General features: G+C 61.6%; 13 protein-coding genes. All 13 read right to left on the reverse strand.

Annotation, left to right across the window (positions count from 1 at the left end; translation table 11 throughout):
* Positions 1 to 254: 254 nt before the first annotated feature.
* Positions 255 to 1,262 carry a succinylglutamate desuccinylase gene (astE, locus tag HBH25_RS20200; RefSeq protein WP_168085733.1) on the reverse strand — a complete coding sequence of 336 codons (1,008 nt, stop codon included), beginning with the start codon at positions 1,260 to 1,262 and terminating at the stop codon, positions 255 to 257.
* A gap of 21 nt (positions 1,263 to 1,283) precedes the next feature.
* Complete coding sequence (locus HBH25_RS20205) at positions 1,284 to 1,580, reverse strand: topoisomerase II (RefSeq protein WP_168085734.1); 297 nt, start codon at positions 1,578 to 1,580, stop codon at positions 1,284 to 1,286.
* 15 nt (positions 1,581 to 1,595) lie between these two features.
* Complete coding sequence (gene astB, locus HBH25_RS20210) at positions 1,596 to 2,942, reverse strand: N-succinylarginine dihydrolase (protein ID WP_168085735.1); 1,347 nt, start codon at positions 2,940 to 2,942, stop codon at positions 1,596 to 1,598.
* A 31-nt stretch (positions 2,943 to 2,973) separates the two neighbouring features.
* A complete protein-coding gene (gene astD, locus HBH25_RS20215; RefSeq protein WP_168085736.1) occupies positions 2,974 to 4,434 on the reverse strand; it encodes a succinylglutamate-semialdehyde dehydrogenase in 1,461 nt (486 codons plus the stop codon).
* Positions 4,431 to 5,465, reverse strand: coding sequence for an arginine N-succinyltransferase (gene astA / locus HBH25_RS20220; RefSeq protein ID WP_168085737.1), 1,035 nt, complete (start codon positions 5,463 to 5,465; stop codon positions 4,431 to 4,433). The genes astD and astA overlap by 4 nt, the downstream gene beginning before the upstream one ends.
* Before the next feature lie 81 nt (positions 5,466 to 5,546).
* Positions 5,547 to 6,563, reverse strand: a complete 1,017-nt coding sequence (gene aruF, locus HBH25_RS20225; protein ID WP_168085738.1) for an arginine/ornithine succinyltransferase subunit alpha — start codon at positions 6,561 to 6,563, stop codon at positions 5,547 to 5,549.
* 65 nt (positions 6,564 to 6,628) lie between these two features.
* On the reverse strand, positions 6,629 to 7,849 hold the full coding sequence (locus tag HBH25_RS20230) for an aspartate aminotransferase family protein (protein WP_168085739.1): 1,221 nt from the start codon (positions 7,847 to 7,849) through the stop codon (positions 6,629 to 6,631).
* A 316-nt stretch (positions 7,850 to 8,165) separates the two neighbouring features.
* The gene (locus HBH25_RS20235; protein WP_168085740.1) at positions 8,166 to 9,176 is read right to left on the reverse strand and encodes a GlxA family transcriptional regulator; all 1,011 of its coding nucleotides are present in this window, start codon (positions 9,174 to 9,176) and stop codon (positions 8,166 to 8,168) included.
* Positions 9,177 to 9,238: 62 nt separating this feature from the next.
* Positions 9,239 to 10,003 (reverse strand): ABC transporter ATP-binding protein, encoded by a 765-nt coding sequence (locus tag HBH25_RS20240; RefSeq protein WP_168085741.1) that lies wholly within the window; start codon positions 10,001 to 10,003, stop codon positions 9,239 to 9,241.
* A gap of 53 nt (positions 10,004 to 10,056) precedes the next feature.
* On the reverse strand, positions 10,057 to 10,755 hold the full coding sequence (locus tag HBH25_RS20245) for an ABC transporter permease (RefSeq protein WP_168085742.1): 699 nt from the start codon (positions 10,753 to 10,755) through the stop codon (positions 10,057 to 10,059).
* Positions 10,752 to 11,441, reverse strand: a complete 690-nt coding sequence (locus HBH25_RS20250) for an ABC transporter permease (RefSeq protein WP_168085743.1) — start codon at positions 11,439 to 11,441, stop codon at positions 10,752 to 10,754. Before HBH25_RS20250 ends, HBH25_RS20245 begins: the two co-directional genes overlap by 4 nt.
* Before the next feature lie 90 nt (positions 11,442 to 11,531).
* The gene (locus HBH25_RS20255; RefSeq protein ID WP_168085744.1) at positions 11,532 to 12,308 is read right to left on the reverse strand and encodes an ABC transporter substrate-binding protein; all 777 of its coding nucleotides are present in this window, start codon (positions 12,306 to 12,308) and stop codon (positions 11,532 to 11,534) included.
* A gap of 426 nt (positions 12,309 to 12,734) precedes the next feature.
* Complete coding sequence (acs, locus tag HBH25_RS20260; RefSeq protein ID WP_168085745.1) at positions 12,735 to 14,690, reverse strand: acetate--CoA ligase; 1,956 nt, start codon at positions 14,688 to 14,690, stop codon at positions 12,735 to 12,737.
* Positions 14,691 to 14,833: the final 143 nt, after the last annotated feature.

Raw genomic sequence — 14,833 nt, forward strand, 5'->3', positions numbered from 1 at the left:
GGCCATCCAGGTTCGTCCGCTGCGCGAACTCCTACAGAAGTACTGCGCGTTGCTTGCTGTGGAGCAGGCCGCCGCCGTGTGGCCATCCGGGTTCGTCCGCTGCGCGAACTCCTACAGAAGTACTGCGCGTTGCCTGTTGTGGGACTGGCCGCAGCCGAAGGCGGAGGCCGGGAACAGGCTGTTGCGGTGTAGCGGCCAGCCATGTTCGTCCGCTGCGCGAACTCCCACAGGTGTGCGCGCCGGCTCCCAAGCACCTACAGGCTTGGAGCGTCCGCGCACGGCACAATCACAAGCCCGGCCCGCAAGCCGTTCTGCACCTTGGGGTTGGGGAAAATGATACGCGCGCCCTGCTCTTCAATCACAAAACGGGCGCCTTGATCTTCGGCTAGCACGTACCCCTCGGGCAGTTCCGAAAAATTCTCCACATCCGCGGGCAGGTTCAAGCTGAAGCCGTCGCTGTGCTTGATCACTTCCCGGGAAACCGTGAACAGTGCCAGCCCCTCCAGGCTTTCCCCTTCGCTGCCCGGCTTGCGCCCTTCGATCAGCCCACGCAGGCAGGCGTCCAGGCGTGAGAGGTTCACACTCGCGTTCTGCCCGAATGGCCGCGCTTTGCCCAACTCCAGGGTGAAGGCCTCTGCACCCAAGGTTTCGTAGGTGTAGGCGCTGAAGGTGATGCCCCGTTTGCGCTGTAGCAGCACAGCCTGCATGCCTGCCTCACGAAGCGTAACCAGCTCGTCACGGGAGTGCTTACGGTTTTCGTGCCACGGGTAGAGCGCAAACTGTTCGATACGCGAGCCACGGATGGCCGTGTGTAGATCGTAGTGCAGGCGGCGGCGCCCTTCCTTGTTGAAAAAGCCCGCTGCCAGCCGCTCCAGTTCGCAAGCGCGCAGGGCCTCGAAACCGATGGACCGTTCATGACGGCCATTGAACAGGCGGTTGATGTCCTGTTCGAGATAGCGCTCACCTCGGCGAATGGCCTCGGGGTTGCCGAACAGAAACAGTACCCGAGCACAGGGCTTGAGCTGGTCCCGGGCAATGGCGTGAATCAGTTCGTCCAACAACTCCATGGGTGCGGTTTCGTTGCCATGGATGCCCGCCGACAGCAACAGGTCAAGGCCACTGTCAAGGTCCGCGGCCGGGCGCACCTCTAGCGCCCCAGGGCCCAGCCAGCGCAAGCAGGTACCGCTGACCGTCATCTGGGTTTTCTGTGTCGGCTCCCGGTCAGCCAGGGTCAGTTCCAGCAATTTGCCAAGCGACAGCATAGGCAGGCTCCCTCGCAGGGGTCAGTGGTGGCTGCAGTCCGGGCCATGGACATGGCCGTCGTCGTCGCCCTCCTCGCCCTGCTCCGCCGGCTCCATTTCCAACTGCAGGCTCACCAGGTTGGTGGCCATGGGGCGCAGCAGCAGGTTGGCGTACTCAGTGGCACCGTCTTCCACATCCACGCCAATGAGCAACTGATCGTTGCCCCCGATCTGAATCCACAGTTCCTTGCCTTGCCACATGACGGCCAAGCGGGTGCAGGAGGTTTCCAATTGGGTGCCGTCGTTGTCTTCGAGAATCAGCTGGAGGGCATCTGACATGGTTAGGCTTTCCTGTTAGTTAAGTTGGAACGGGTAAACCGAGCCGAGCTGCAGCAGCCGGGTCAGTTCGTCCAGTGCTGTACGGCACTCTACCAGCAATTGAGGATCGGCCAGGTCGGCTTCGCTCAGGCGATCCCGGTAGTGGCGATCCACCCACCCCGTCAGCTGCTCATACAAGCTGTTTGTCATGATCACGCCTTGGTTCACCGCGCCCAGCTCCTGTTCGCTGAGGGCCACGCGCAGGCGCAGGCAGGCTGGCCCACCCCCGTTCTGCATGCTTTGCTTGAGGTCGAACACCTTCACCTCGGCAATGGCTGCGTCGCTGGCGAGCAACGCCTCCAGGTACTGCCACACACGGGGGTTGGCGCGACACTCCTCAGGCACGATCAGCAGCATCCGCCCATCAGCCCGGGTGAGCAACTGGCTGTTGAACAGGTACGAGCGCACTGCATCTTCGACGGCCACTTGGTCACGGGGCACCATGATTGCCTGGAACCGGCCGCCGCAGCCGGCCAGCTTGGCTTCCAGCTCCACCATCACCTGATCGCTGTCGAGAAACGCATCCTGATGGTGGAACAGGACCTCACCATTGCCTACAGCGATCACATCGTTATGAAATACGCCTTGGTCAATCACCGCCGGGTTCTGCTGCGCGTACACTGTGCCTTCTTCGCTCAAGCCATGCAGGCGTGCCACAGCCTGGGATGCTTCCAGGGTTTGCCGGGCCGGGTACCGCTGTGGTGCAGGGCGCCGGTTATCGAACGCCGCGCGGCCGTAAACGAAGAACTCCACACCTGGCTTGCCATAGCCCTGGCAGAAGCGCGTATGGTTCGCCGCACCCTCATCACCGAACTGCGCCACCGCCGGCAAGGCGGCGTGGTGGGCGAAGTGCTGCGGGTTGGCAAACATGGCCGCCAGCACTCGGCTGGTGGTGGGGTGCTCGATACTGCGGTGGTATTTGCAGTTGAGATTGGCGGCGGTGAAGTGTACTCGGCCATCGGCAGTGTCCGCGCTGGGGCTTACGGTGGCAGCATTGGCTACCCACATGCTGGACGCCGAGCAGCTGGCCGCCAGAAGCGGCATAGCCTGGTGGGCTGCCGCAGCGATCACGTCCGCATCGCTTCCGCTGAACCCTAGGCGGCGCAGCCCTGCGACATCCGGCCGCTCCTGGGGCGCCAGCACCCCTTGAACAAACCCCATGTCGCTCAAGGCTTTCATCTTGGCCAGGCCCTGGCGCGCCGCTTCCCGCGGGTTGGATTGCACCTGGCTGTTGCTCTGGGAAGCAACGTTGCCGTAAGACAAGCCGCCATAGTTGTGGGTAGGCCCCACCAGCCCGTCAAAATTGACTTCAAACGCATTCATTTGGCTTGGCTCCAACACATGGCTCATGGCGTTACAGGGTGATGCCTGGGGTCAGGGACGATGGCAGGCTAACGCGCTCTGCCTCAAGGGAGGCAACCGGGAACGCGCAGTAGTCCGCCGCATAGTAAGCGCTGGCACGGTGGTTACCAGACGCACCCACGCCGCCAAAAGGCGCACTGCTGGCAGCACCGGTCAGCTGCTTGTTCCAGTTCACGATCCCGGCGCGGCTGTGCAGCCAGAACTGCTGGTAGCGCTCGGCAGAATCGGACAACAGGCCTGCTGCCAGGCCATAGCGGGTGTTGTTAGCGTGCGCAATGGCCTCTTCAAAGCCTTGGTAGCGGACCACTTGCAGCAAGGGCCCGAAGAGTTCCTCATCCGGCCGGTCCGCTACAGCAGTCACGTCCAGCAGGCCAGGCGTCAGCAATGCTGCACCCGTATCCGGTTGGGTCATGGGTAACAAGGCCGTGGCGCCTTGGCTCAGCAACGTGGCTTGCGCAGCCATCAAGGCCTGGGCAGCCGCCAGCGATACCACGGCGCCCATGAAAGGCGCCGGCTGGGCATCGAAGGCACCCACCTCAATACTGCCCGCCACTTCCACCAACCGGGCCAGCAAGCGATCGCCCCATGGCCCCGCCGGCACCAGCAAGCGACGGGCACAGGTGCAGCGCTGGCCAGCAGAAATATAGGCGGACTGAATGATGGTGTAGACGGCGGCGTCCAGGTCTTCCACCTGATCGATCACCAAGGGATTGTTACCACCCATTTCCAGCGCAAGGATTTTTTCGGGGCGGCCGGCGAATTGCGCGTGCAAATGGTTGCCCGTGCGGCTGGACCCCGTGAAGAACACGCCATCGATATCGGCGTTGGCCAACGCCACACCGGTGTCGCGAGCGCCTTGGACAAGGTTGAGTACCCCCGCGGGCAAACCGGCTGCCTCCCAGCACTGTACCGTCAGCGCGGCCACGGCTGGCGTAAGCTCGCTGGGCTTGAACACCACCGTGTTGCCCGCCAGCAGGGCTGGCACGATATGGCCATTGGGCAGGTGGCCAGGGAAGTTATAGGGGCCGAACACTGCAACTACACCATGGGGCTTGTGCCGCAATACGGCATTGGCGTCGCCTAGCACACCGTGCTTTTCACCCGTGCGCTCCTGGTAGGCCTGAACGGAGATAGCGACCTTGTTGACCATGCTGGTGACTTCGGTAGTGGCCTCCCAGAGTGGCTTGCCCGTTTCTTCACCGATGCAATGGGCCAACTGTGTGGCGCAGGCTTGCAACTGGTCGGCGAACGCCTGCAGGTAGCGCACACGGGCCTCTAGCGAAAGCAGCGCCCAGGCCGGGAACGCGCGGCGCGCCGCGGCCACAGCCTGGTTCACTTGGCCGGCCGATGCCGCCTGACCTTTCCAGAGCACGCGCTGGCCTACAGGGTCCAAGGATTCGAAAGCGTCACCCTCGCCGTTAAGCCACTGCCCATCGATAAACAACGTACTCATGGGCGGGCCTCCGGGACCGTAGCAGGTGACAGTGATACAGCGCGCACTTGATCGCCCGCGTGCAGGCGCAGCCGGCGTGCGGTGAGCGGATCGACCACCAGGGTGCCCGCAGCCAGCCGCGCTGGCGCAGCGGTAATGCGACAGTGCTCAAGCTCACGGTTGTGAATGAGATAGACCGGGGCGTCATCGCCTGGCGTGCCCACGGCCAATACCAATGCCTTGCTGTCCTGGACGGCACGGATTTTCGTGACTTCGCACTCTACGGCCGGGCCCGCGTCGAAAATATCCACGTAACCCTGATAGTTGAAGCCTTCGCCTCGCAGCATGGCCAGCGCCGGTTCGGTATCGGGATGAACCTTGCCGATCACTTCCCTGGCCGCTTCAGACAGAAAGCAGCTGTACAACGGAAACTTGGGCATCAGTTCGGCGATGAACGCCCGGTTACCGACCCCGGTGAGGTAGTCCGCCTGGCTGAACTCCATCTTGAAGAAGTACCGCCCCAGGCTTTCCCAGAACGGCGACTTACCGGCCGCGTCCGAAATGCCCCGCAGCTCCGCGATCACTTTGGCGCCGAACAGCCCTGTGAACTCCGCCATGAACAGCAGGCGTGCCTTGGCCAGCAGGCGCCCATGCAGGCCGGTACGCATGTCGTCGCGCAGGAACAGCGAGCACAGTTCGGAATTGCCGGTCAGGTCGTTGGCCAGAAACAGGGTGGGCACTTCACGGTAGATATTCAGCTCTTTTGAAGCACTGACGGTCAGGCCCACCCGGTAGTTGTACCAAGGCTCGCGCTGGCCTACGGCGCCCGCAATGGCCGAGGTGCCGACCACCGTGCCGTCGTCGGTTTCGAGCACGAACAGGTAATCGGTATCACCCCGTTCCGCCTCGCCACGGAATGTTTTTTCCGCCCAGGCGACACGCTGGGCCAGGCGTTCCTCATTGGCCGGCAGTGTGGTCAGGCCAGGGCCCGTGCCGCGTGCCAGGTCGATCAGCGCGCTCAGGTCGCTGCTGCGTACGGGACGAACGATCATGCTATCTCCTCGGGCGGCCGCCTTATGGCGCCGCGTTCCGCAATCCTGTACCCGGCTTTACCTGCCGGGCCAACACGTGCTCTAAACGGCGACCACTCGCACGCTTGCCCCCTCGCCCACCCCCAGGCGATCAGCCACGGCCTGCGGCAGGCTCACCGGCTTGCCAGGTGCCCAGTCCAGCTCCAGCAAGGCGGCGCGATAATCCTGCAACTGGCCGTTGGCAATCAGGTACGGGCGCCCGCCCGAAGCGGCTTCATCGATGCGCACGGGCACCATACGGCTGCTGGCAATGGACCTGATGTTCGACACCCGGGCATGCAGGGTGGGGCCCCCGTCGAAAATGTCGATGTAGTGCTCGGTCTCGAAACCCTCGCGCATCAGGATGTCGAAGGTGATCTGTGCCCGAGGGTGCACCTGCCCCATGGCCTCTTGGGCAGTGTCTGGCAGCAGAGGCACGTAAATGGGGTAATGGGGCATCAGTTCAGCCAGGAACGTGCGGCTTTTGAGCCCGCACAAACGTTCAGCGGCGGCGTAGTTGATATCGAAGAAATTACGGCCAATGGCATCCCAGAACGGTGAGTCTCCGTGCTCGTCGCTGTAGCCTACGATTTCCGTGACCACAGACTCGGCAAACCGCTCCGGGTGGTTGGCCATGAACAATAGCCGCGCCCTGGAGTTGAGCTCTGCCCAAGGGGTAGCCACCAGTTCGGGGACCACATAGAAGCTGGTGAGCAGGCTGTTACCGGTCAGGTCGTGGCACTGGCTGAGCACATGGATCTTGTTGTGTATCTTCAGCTCGCGGGACGCATGCACAAAGGTTTCGTTGCGGAAGCTGTAAAACGGCTCCGAATACCCAGCGGACGCTACGATCGCAGAGCACCCTACCAGGCAGCCTCGGGCGGTGTCTTCCAGTACGAAGAAATAGCTTTCTTCGCCGTTGAAGCTGACCTCGGCGGCAAAGGAGGCCTCAGACGTCACAATCTTGTCGCGCAGGCGCTCCAGGTCATCTGGCAGCGAAGTGACACCGATCGGGCTGTCCGCGGCAAGCCGTTGTACCTCGTCCAGGTCGGCCATTTGCGCAGGGCGCATCACGAGCATGGTGCCACTCCTTGAATAGAATAAATAAGGCGATGCCCGTGGCCTCGCCAGTCAACGCCGAGGGATCAGGCCTTGCACAATTCAGCGACAGCGCGCTCGAAGCGATCCAGGCCCTCGTCAATGTCCTCCAGCGCCACTACCAGGCTTGGGGCGAAACGCACCACATCCGGGCCAGCCTGAAGAATCATGAGGTTCTGGCGCTCGGCGGCGTTGAAGAAGTCCTTTGCCTTGCCCTTCCAAGGCTCGCTCAGCACGCAGCCAATCAGCAGGCCCATGCCCCGCACCTCGCTGAACACCCCGTACTGCTCGCCCAGGGCGCGCAGCCGCGTGGCAAAGCGCTCGTGGCGCACTTGCACGCCTTCAAGCACCTGCGGCGTATTGATCACGTCCACCACGGCCTCGGCCACGGCACAGGCCAGCGGGTTGCCCCCGTACGTGGTGCCGTGCACGCCAACGCTCAAGTGCTTGGCCAGCTCGTGGGTGGTCAGCATGGCGCCGATGGGGAAACCGCCACCCAAGCTCTTGGCACTGGACAGTACGTCGGGCGTCACACCGTATTGCATATAGGCGAACAGTTTCCCGCTCCGGCCCATGCCGCTCTGCACTTCGTCGAACACCAGCAGAGCATTGTGCTGGTCGCACAGGGCGCGGGCGCCTTCCAGGTAGGCTTGGTCGGCCGGCAATACACCACCTTCGCCCTGGATAGGCTCCAGCACCACCGCGCAGGTCTTGTCCGAAATGGCAGCCTTCAGTGCTTCCAGGTCGTTGTAGGGCACGTGGGTAATGCCTTCGATCTTGGGCCCGAAGCCGTCAGAATACTTGGGCTGGCCACCTACGCTAACGGTGAACAAGGTGCGGCCATGGAAGCTGTTGACGGCAGCGATGATCTCGTACTTTTCAGGGCCGAACCGATCATGGGCCACTCGGCGCGCCAGCTTAAAACAAGCTTCATTGGCTTCGGCGCCGGAATTGCAGAAGAACACACGGTCGGCGAAGGTCGCGGCTACCAACTTGGTAGCCAGGCGCAGTGCTGGCTCGTTGGTGAATACGTTGGAGACATGCCACAGCTTGGCAGCCTGCTCGGTAAGTGCACCGACCAGCGCCGGGTGCGCATGGCCCAGCACGTTCACGGCGATGCCGCCTGAAAAATCGATCAGCTCTCGGCCTGCCTGGTCCCAGACACGCGACCCTGCCCCGCGCACAGGAATGAACCCGGCCGGCGCATAGTTAGGGACCATTACCTGGTCGAAATCGGTGCGTTGCACCTGAGCGTGATCAGCGGACATCAGTGTCTCCTGAAGCGAAGCAGGCCGAGAGTGGCCAGCGTTGGGGGATTGTAAGGAGTGGCCGAGGCCTGGCCTTGTCGCCATGCGACAACTTGTTACAGCTGCATACCCCTTAATCGAGGGGTTTTCAGCAATGCGACATATAGCGTCACAAAGGCGCAGTCTAAAGGGCCGGAGGGGTTGGAGGAAGGGTTGGCGCTAAGTAGCGCCTCATCCTGCTGGTTGCCTTGGATAGGGTCTGAGGCGGTGCAGATACCGCTAGGTTCCCGGCCTCCGCCGTCGGCTGCGACCGGCCCCATAGCACGCAGCGTATGGCTTAACCCCGCTCTGCCGAGACGGGTGCTAGCTCGAAAGGGCTGCCCGTGCGCCGCTGGTTACGGTCTTCGCGTGGCGTAGCGCCAAAGAAGTTGCGGTAGGCACTGGAGAAGTGAGGCCCCGAGGAAAACCCGCACGACAGCCCGATCTGAATGATCGACTTGCTGGTCTGCATCAGCATCTGCCGCGCCTTGTTCAAGCGAAGCTCCAGGTAATACTGGCTAGGCACGCGATTGAGGTACTGCTTGAAGATACGTTCCAGCTGGCGGCGGGATACGCACACGTGCTGGGCGATCTCATCGGTGGTTAGCGGCTCCTCGATGTTGGCTTCCATCAACAACACCGCCTGGGTGAGCTTGGGGTGGCTGGAACCCAGGCGGTTCTGCAGCGGAATACGCTGGCGCTCGCCCCCTTCACGAATCCGCTCCACCACCAGCTCTTCGGATACAGCCCCGGCCAGTTCTGCGCCATGATCCCGCGCCAGCAATGCCAGCATCAGGTCCAGCACGGCCAGCCCACCGCAGGCGGTCAACCGGTCGCGGTCACAATCGAACAAGTGGCTGGTAGCGATCACCTTGGGGTAGCGTTCACTGAAGTCATCCTGCCAGCGCCAGTGCACCGAGGCGCGGTAGCCATCGAGCAGGCCCAAGTGCGCCAGCGGATAGATGCCTGCGGACAAACCACCCACCACGCACCCGCTGCGCACCAGCTGCTTGATGGCGCTGGCCAAGGCAGGCGGCGGGTTGGCTGGGGGTTCATCGGCGACCAGGAACAGTTTGTCACAGCCCTCCAGGCGACCGGCCCATGGCTCTCCTGGAAGTTGCCAGTCACCCGGTGAGGTGGCCGGCGCGGTACCCGGCGCGGTACCCGGCACCTCCACCAGCAGGAAGACTCGCTCGTACAGCACATCGGGGTGTACCTTGCGCGCGACAACCAGGGCTTCCTCGGCCAGGGCCAGGGTCAGCGCCTTGGTGCCGGGCCATATGAGAAAACCGATTCGCTGGGCGGTCATGTGAGCACTCGTGTTTGAAGGGGACGTCGCCTGCCCCGCTGGGGCAGGCACAACTGGGCGGCTTATTTGAGGCTACCTGACAGGAACTGGCGCAGCCGCTCAGACTGGGGGTTGGCGAGCACTTCACGGGGGTTACCCTGCTCTTCCACTCGCCCCTGATGCAGGAACACCACCTGGTTGGACACTTCTCGGGCAAAACCCATTTCGTGAGTCACGACTACCATGGTCCGGCCTTCCTGGGCCAGGGACTGCATCACCTTCAACACGTCACCCACCAGCTCCGGGTCCAGCGCAGACGTAGGCTCGTCGAAAAGCATGACCTCCGGCTCCATGGCCAGCGCGCGGGCAATCGCCACACGCTGCTGCTCGCCACCGGACATATGCCCTGGGTAGGCGTCCTTGCGATGGTTCACGCCCACCTTGGCCAGGTAGTGTTCAGCCTTGGCCTGCGCCTCTTTCTTGTCCATGCCCAGTACATGCACAGGGGCTTCCATCACGTTCTGCAAGGCTGTCATGTGGGACCACAGGTTGAAGTGCTGGAACACCATGGCCAAGCGCGAGCGCAGGCGTTGAAGCTGCTTGGGGTCGCCGGCCTTGAGACCACCACCCTTGTTGGGCACCAGGGTCAAGGCTTCGTTGTTGAGCAGGATGCGGCCAGACCACGGTTGCTCCAGCAAGTTGATGCAACGCAGGAAGGTACTCTTGCCCGAACCACTGGAGCCGATGATGCTGATCACATCGCCAGCCTGGGCCGCCAGGCTAACACCCTTGAGCACTTCATGGCTGCCATAGCGCTTGTGCAGGTCCTGTACTTCGAGTTTGTTCATGGTGGTTTCTCTGGAATAAGGCCGGGCGGCGGCAGGGCCGCCCGGGATCGCAATCAGCCTTTGCGTGGCGACAGGTAAGCCAGCCAGCGGCGCTCGGCCAGCTTGAACAGGCGTACGAACACCAGGGTGATGCACAAATAGATGGCCCCAGCCGTGATATAGGCTTCGAAGGGCAGGTAGTACTGGGCATTGACGGTGCGCGCCGCGCCGGTGAGGTCCATCAGGGTAACGATGGACGCCAGGCTGGTGGTTTGCAGCATCATGATCACTTCGTTGCTGTACTGGGGCAGCGCTCGGCGCAGGGCCGACGGCAACAGAATGCGCCGGTACATCAGCGACCTGGACATGCCCATGGCCCGCGCCGCTTCGATCTCGCCGTGGGGCGTTGACCTCAGGCTGCCAGCAATGATTTCAGCGGTATAGGCGCTGGTGTTGATCGCAAAGGCCAGGCAGGCGCAGAAGGTCGCGTTGGACAGCATCGGCCACAGGACGCTTTCGCGTACGGCCGCGAACTGTGCCAGCCCGTAGTAGATCAGGAACAGCTGTACCAGCATGGGGGTGCCGCGGATCACGTAGGTGTAGAGCCATGCCAGCCCGCTGACCCAACGCCGGCCGGACACACGCATCAGCGCCAGCGGCAGCGCGGCCAGCAAGCCTAGCAGCAACGAAATCCCCAGCAGCTTGAGGGTTTCCAGCAGGCCGCTCAGGTACAGGGGAAGGTTGGCCTGGATCACCGTGTAGTCGAAGATCATAGTTCTACCGCCCTCACGCCTACGGAATAACGACGTTCCAGCCACTTGAGCAGCAGCAGCGACACGCTGGTGATGATCAGGTAAAGCACGGCCACGGCCAGGTAAAAGGTAAAGGGCTGACGGGTGGCGTCTGCCGCCTGCTTGGCCTTGAACATCATGTCCTGCAAGCCCACCACTGAAATAAGGGCCGTAGCCTTGGTGAGCACCAGCCAGTTGTTGGTAAACCCTGGAATGGCCAGGCGAATCATCTGGGGCACCAGCACCCGGAAGAAAATCTGCACACTGCTCATGCCATAGGCCAGCCCCGCTTCCATCTGCCCCTTGGGAATGCCCATGAAGGCACCGCGGAAGGTTTCGGACAGGTAAGCCCCGAAGATGAAGCCCAGGGTAAACACACCGGTCAGCAGCGGGTTGAGGTCGATGTAATCGTCATAGCCGAGCAATGGCGCCACCCGATTGATCACGTCCTGGCCACCGTAGAAGATGAGCAGGATCAGTACCAGGTCCGGAATGCCTCGGATGACCGTGGAATATAATTCGCCCAGCCAGGCCAGCGGCCGGATGGGCGACAGGCGGAACGCAGCACCCAACAGGCCGAGCACGATGGCCAGGGCCATGGACGAGAGGGCCAGTTGCAGGGTGAGGCCAACCCCTTCGAGGATGACGTCGCCGTAGCCGTTCAACATGCTCGCAAGCCTTCACTGTGAGCGCAGAGGCTCGGGCGGATAGAAACGAAACGGGGCCGCGCGCGGCCCCTTTCCAAGGACACGGCGGTATTACTGGCCGTAGATATCGAAATCGAAGTACTTGTCCTGGATTTTCTTGTATTCGCCATTGGCGCGAATGGCCGCGATGGCTGCATTGAGCTTGTCCAGGTCGGCCTTGTCGCCTTTGCGCACGGCAATACCCACACCGTCACCAAAGTAGTTGACGTCGGTAAAGGCCGGGCCTGCGAAAGCAAAGCCCTTGCCCGAATCGGTTTTCAGGAAGCCGTCCTGCAGCAGCGTCGCGTCGGCCAGGGTGCCGTCCAGGCGACCGGCTGCCAGGTCCAGGTAGATCTCGTTCTGGGAGCCGTAGGGTTTGACTTCCACACCCTTGGACGCCAGCACTTCACGGGCGAAGCGTTCATGGATAGAGCCGCGCTGCACGCCGATGTTCTTGCCCTTGAGCGTGCTCAGGGAATCGTCCAGTGCAAAGCCTTCCTTCATTACCAGGCGGGCCGGGGTGTTGTAGTACTTGTTGGTGAAGTCGACGGATTTCTTGCGGTCTTCCGTGATAGACATGGACGACAGGATGGCGTCGATCTTGCGTACCTTCAGCGCCGGGATCAGACCGTCGAACTCCTGCTCCACCCACACGCACTTGACCTTCATTTCAGCACACAAGGCGTTACCGATGTCGTAGTCGAAGCCCACGATACTGCCGTCCGGCGCCTTGGACGCGAACGGCGGGTAAGCGGCCTCGATGCCTATCTTCATTGGCTTCTCGTCGGCAACGGCTGTGAACGACAGCACAGACAGCGCCAGGGCACCCATCAGGGCAAGCTTCTTCATGGGACTACTCCATCAGGGGCGAAGCGCGACAGCGGGGCAGGCGCGTTGCCATGAACCAATTACGCTTCCAAAAGGGAAGCGAGAGGGGGGCATTCTAGCGGTGAGCGAAGGCGGGAAATTTCTGCAATGCGACAACATGTTACAGAAGAGCCAAGCATGCCGGCGTGCCCTATTGACAGCAGGCACCTGAGATGCTGAGCGGCATTGTACAAAAATAAGAACCTGTTGCAAGTTTCCTGCCTGGGAATCGAAACACCTGCAGCAGAGCAGTCGTTTCGTTTAGCCGTTGCCTTCGGCTTTCCCTAGCCATACAGAAGTGTTTCCTACGGTTTCATAGGGGACATTATCCAGTAACACCTGTGCAGAGGCCATACAGCAAAAGCCCCGCCGTAGCGGGGCTGGATAAACGGCAGCGGCCAACCGTACCTAAGCGGCAGACATTTCCCGATGGGTATCGATCAAGTGCTGCACTACGCCCGGGTCTGCTAGCGTGGAAATATCACCCAGCGCGCCGTATTCGGCCGTGGCAATCTTGCGCAGAATGCGCCGCATGATCTTCCCTGAGCGTGTTTTCGGCAAACCTGGCGCCCACTGAATCACGTCTGGAGAGGCGATCGGGCCGATTTCCTTGCGCACCCAGTTTTTCAACTCCTGGCGCAGGGCCTCGCTGGGTTGCTCACCATGGTTGAGCGTCACATACACGTAGATACCCTGCCCTTTGATGTCATGGGGCACCCCTACCACGGCGGCTTCGGCGACCTTGGGATGGGCTACCATGGCACTTTCGATTTCTGCAGTGCCCATGCGATGGCCACTGACGTTCAGCACGTCATCTACGCGCCCGGTGATCCAGTAGTAGCCATCCTCGTCACGCCGAGCACCGTCGCCGGTGAAGTACATGCCACGGAACGTCTTGAAGTAGGTGTCCACAAAGCGGTCGTGGTCGCCGTAGAGCGAACGTGCCTGGCCCGGCCAGGAATCCAGAATCACCAGGTTGCCTTCGGCAGCGCCTTCGATCAGGTTGCCCAGGTTGTCTACCAACGCCGGTATCACGCCAAAGAAGGGCTTGGTCGCTGAGCCTGGTTTCAAGCCGATAGCGCCCGGAAGGGGGCTGATCAGCACACCACCGGTCTCGGTTTGCCACCAGGTGTCGACGATCGGGCAACGTTCCTTCCCCACGGTCTTGTAATACCAGTTCCAGGCTTCAGGGTTGATGGGCTCCCCTACGGAACCCAGCAGTCGCAGGCTAGAGCCGTCGGCCCCTTCAACGGCAGCGGTACCCTCGGCCATCATGGCGCGAATGGCGGTGGGTGCAGTGTAGAGAATGTTCACCTTGTGCTTGTCCACAACCTTGGACACGCGTGTGATGTCGGGATAGTTGGGCACGCCTTCGAACAGCAGTGTGGTAGCGCCATTGGCGAGCGGGCCGTAGACGATGTAGCTATGGCCAGTGACCCAGCCTACGTCAGCGGTGCACCAGTAGATTTCGCCTGGGCGGTAGTCGAATACCCGTTCGTGAGTGAGCGCTGCATACAGCAAATAACCCGCCGTGGTATGCAGCACGCCTTTGGGTTTGCCAGTAGAACCAGAGGTGTACAAGATGAACAGCGCCTCTTCGGCCCCCATCTCCTTGGGCGCGCAGGTACTGGAGGCCACTTCAAGCAGGGCGTGGTACCAGATATCCCGGTGGCGGTTCCACTCGATGTCGCCGCCTGTGCGCTTGCACACGATCACCTTCTGCACGCTGCTGGTTTCCGGGTTAGTGAGCGCCCGGTCCACATTGGCTTTCAAGGAGGTCTTCTTGCCGCCGCGCAAGCCTTCATCAGCGGTGATCACCACCTTGGACTTGCAGTCGATAATGCGGCCAGCCAAAGCTTCAGGCGAGAACCCGCCAAACACGACCGAATGGATGGCACCAATGCGGGCACAGGCCAGCATGGCAACCACTGCCTCCGGAATCATCGGCATGTAAAGGGTGACCACATCCCCACGGTGTACATCCTGACCACGCAAGGCGTTGGCAAACTTGCACACTTCTTCATGCAGTTCGCGGTAAGTAATCGTCCGGCTTTCGGAAGGGTCGTCGCCCTCCCAGATGATCGCCGGTTGGTCGCCACGTGCTTCAAGGTGGCGGTCCAGGCAGTTGTACGCCACGTTGAGGGTGCCGTCTGCGAACCATTTGATGTCAACGCGGTGGTCATCAAAAGAGGTTTGCTTGACCTTTTCGAACGGCTTGATCCAGTCCAGACGCTGGGCTTGCTCGCGCCAGAAGCCGTCAGGGTTAACCACGGATTGCTGGTACATGGCCTTGTAGGTTGCCTCGTCGGTGAGGGTATTTTCCTTCACGTCAGGGCGAACGGGGTACAGGGAAGCCGCACTCATCTTTACGTTCCTCAGGGCAATCGTTGTTCTTGTTAGGGGGGTTGTACGCCAAAGCGCTGCCCTACAGCCATTCGACAATGGTAGTAAAAGGTTCGGACAGCAGCGTTGCGGCTTTATTGTTACGTATTTGGATAATACTGTTT

This window comes from Pseudomonas quercus (genome assembly GCF_012033695.1).
Classification (GTDB): Bacteria; Pseudomonadota; Gammaproteobacteria; order Pseudomonadales; family Pseudomonadaceae; genus Aquipseudomonas; species Aquipseudomonas quercus.

Bases quoted from the DNA above. Each gene is read 5' to 3' on its own strand.
- astE (WP_168085733.1), bottom strand. From the start codon at position 1,262: ATGCTGTCGCTTGGCAAATTGCTGGAACTGACCCTGGCTGACCGGGAG.
- HBH25_RS20205 (WP_168085734.1), bottom strand. From the start codon at position 1,580: ATGTCAGATGCCCTCCAGCTGATTCTCGAAGACAACGACGGCACCCAA.
- astB (WP_168085735.1), bottom strand. From the start codon at position 2,942: ATGAATGCGTTTGAAGTCAATTTTGACGGGCTGGTGGGGCCTACCCAC.
- astD (WP_168085736.1), bottom strand. From the start codon at position 4,434: ATGAGTACGTTGTTTATCGATGGGCAGTGGCTTAACGGCGAGGGTGAC.
- astA (WP_168085737.1), bottom strand. From the start codon at position 5,465: ATGATCGTTCGTCCCGTACGCAGCAGCGACCTGAGCGCGCTGATCGAC.
- aruF (WP_168085738.1), bottom strand. From the start codon at position 6,563: ATGCTCGTGATGCGCCCTGCGCAAATGGCCGACCTGGACGAGGTACAA.
- HBH25_RS20230 (WP_168085739.1), bottom strand. From the start codon at position 7,849: ATGTCCGCTGATCACGCTCAGGTGCAACGCACCGATTTCGACCAGGTA.
- HBH25_RS20235 (WP_168085740.1), bottom strand. From the start codon at position 9,176: ATGACCGCCCAGCGAATCGGTTTTCTCATATGGCCCGGCACCAAGGCG.
- HBH25_RS20240 (WP_168085741.1), bottom strand. From the start codon at position 10,003: ATGAACAAACTCGAAGTACAGGACCTGCACAAGCGCTATGGCAGCCAT.
- HBH25_RS20245 (WP_168085742.1), bottom strand. From the start codon at position 10,755: ATGATCTTCGACTACACGGTGATCCAGGCCAACCTTCCCCTGTACCTG.
- HBH25_RS20250 (WP_168085743.1), bottom strand. From the start codon at position 11,441: ATGTTGAACGGCTACGGCGACGTCATCCTCGAAGGGGTTGGCCTCACC.
- HBH25_RS20255 (WP_168085744.1), bottom strand. From the start codon at position 12,308: ATGAAGAAGCTTGCCCTGATGGGTGCCCTGGCGCTGTCTGTGCTGTCG.
- acs (WP_168085745.1), bottom strand. From the start codon at position 14,690: ATGAGTGCGGCTTCCCTGTACCCCGTTCGCCCTGACGTGAAGGAAAAT.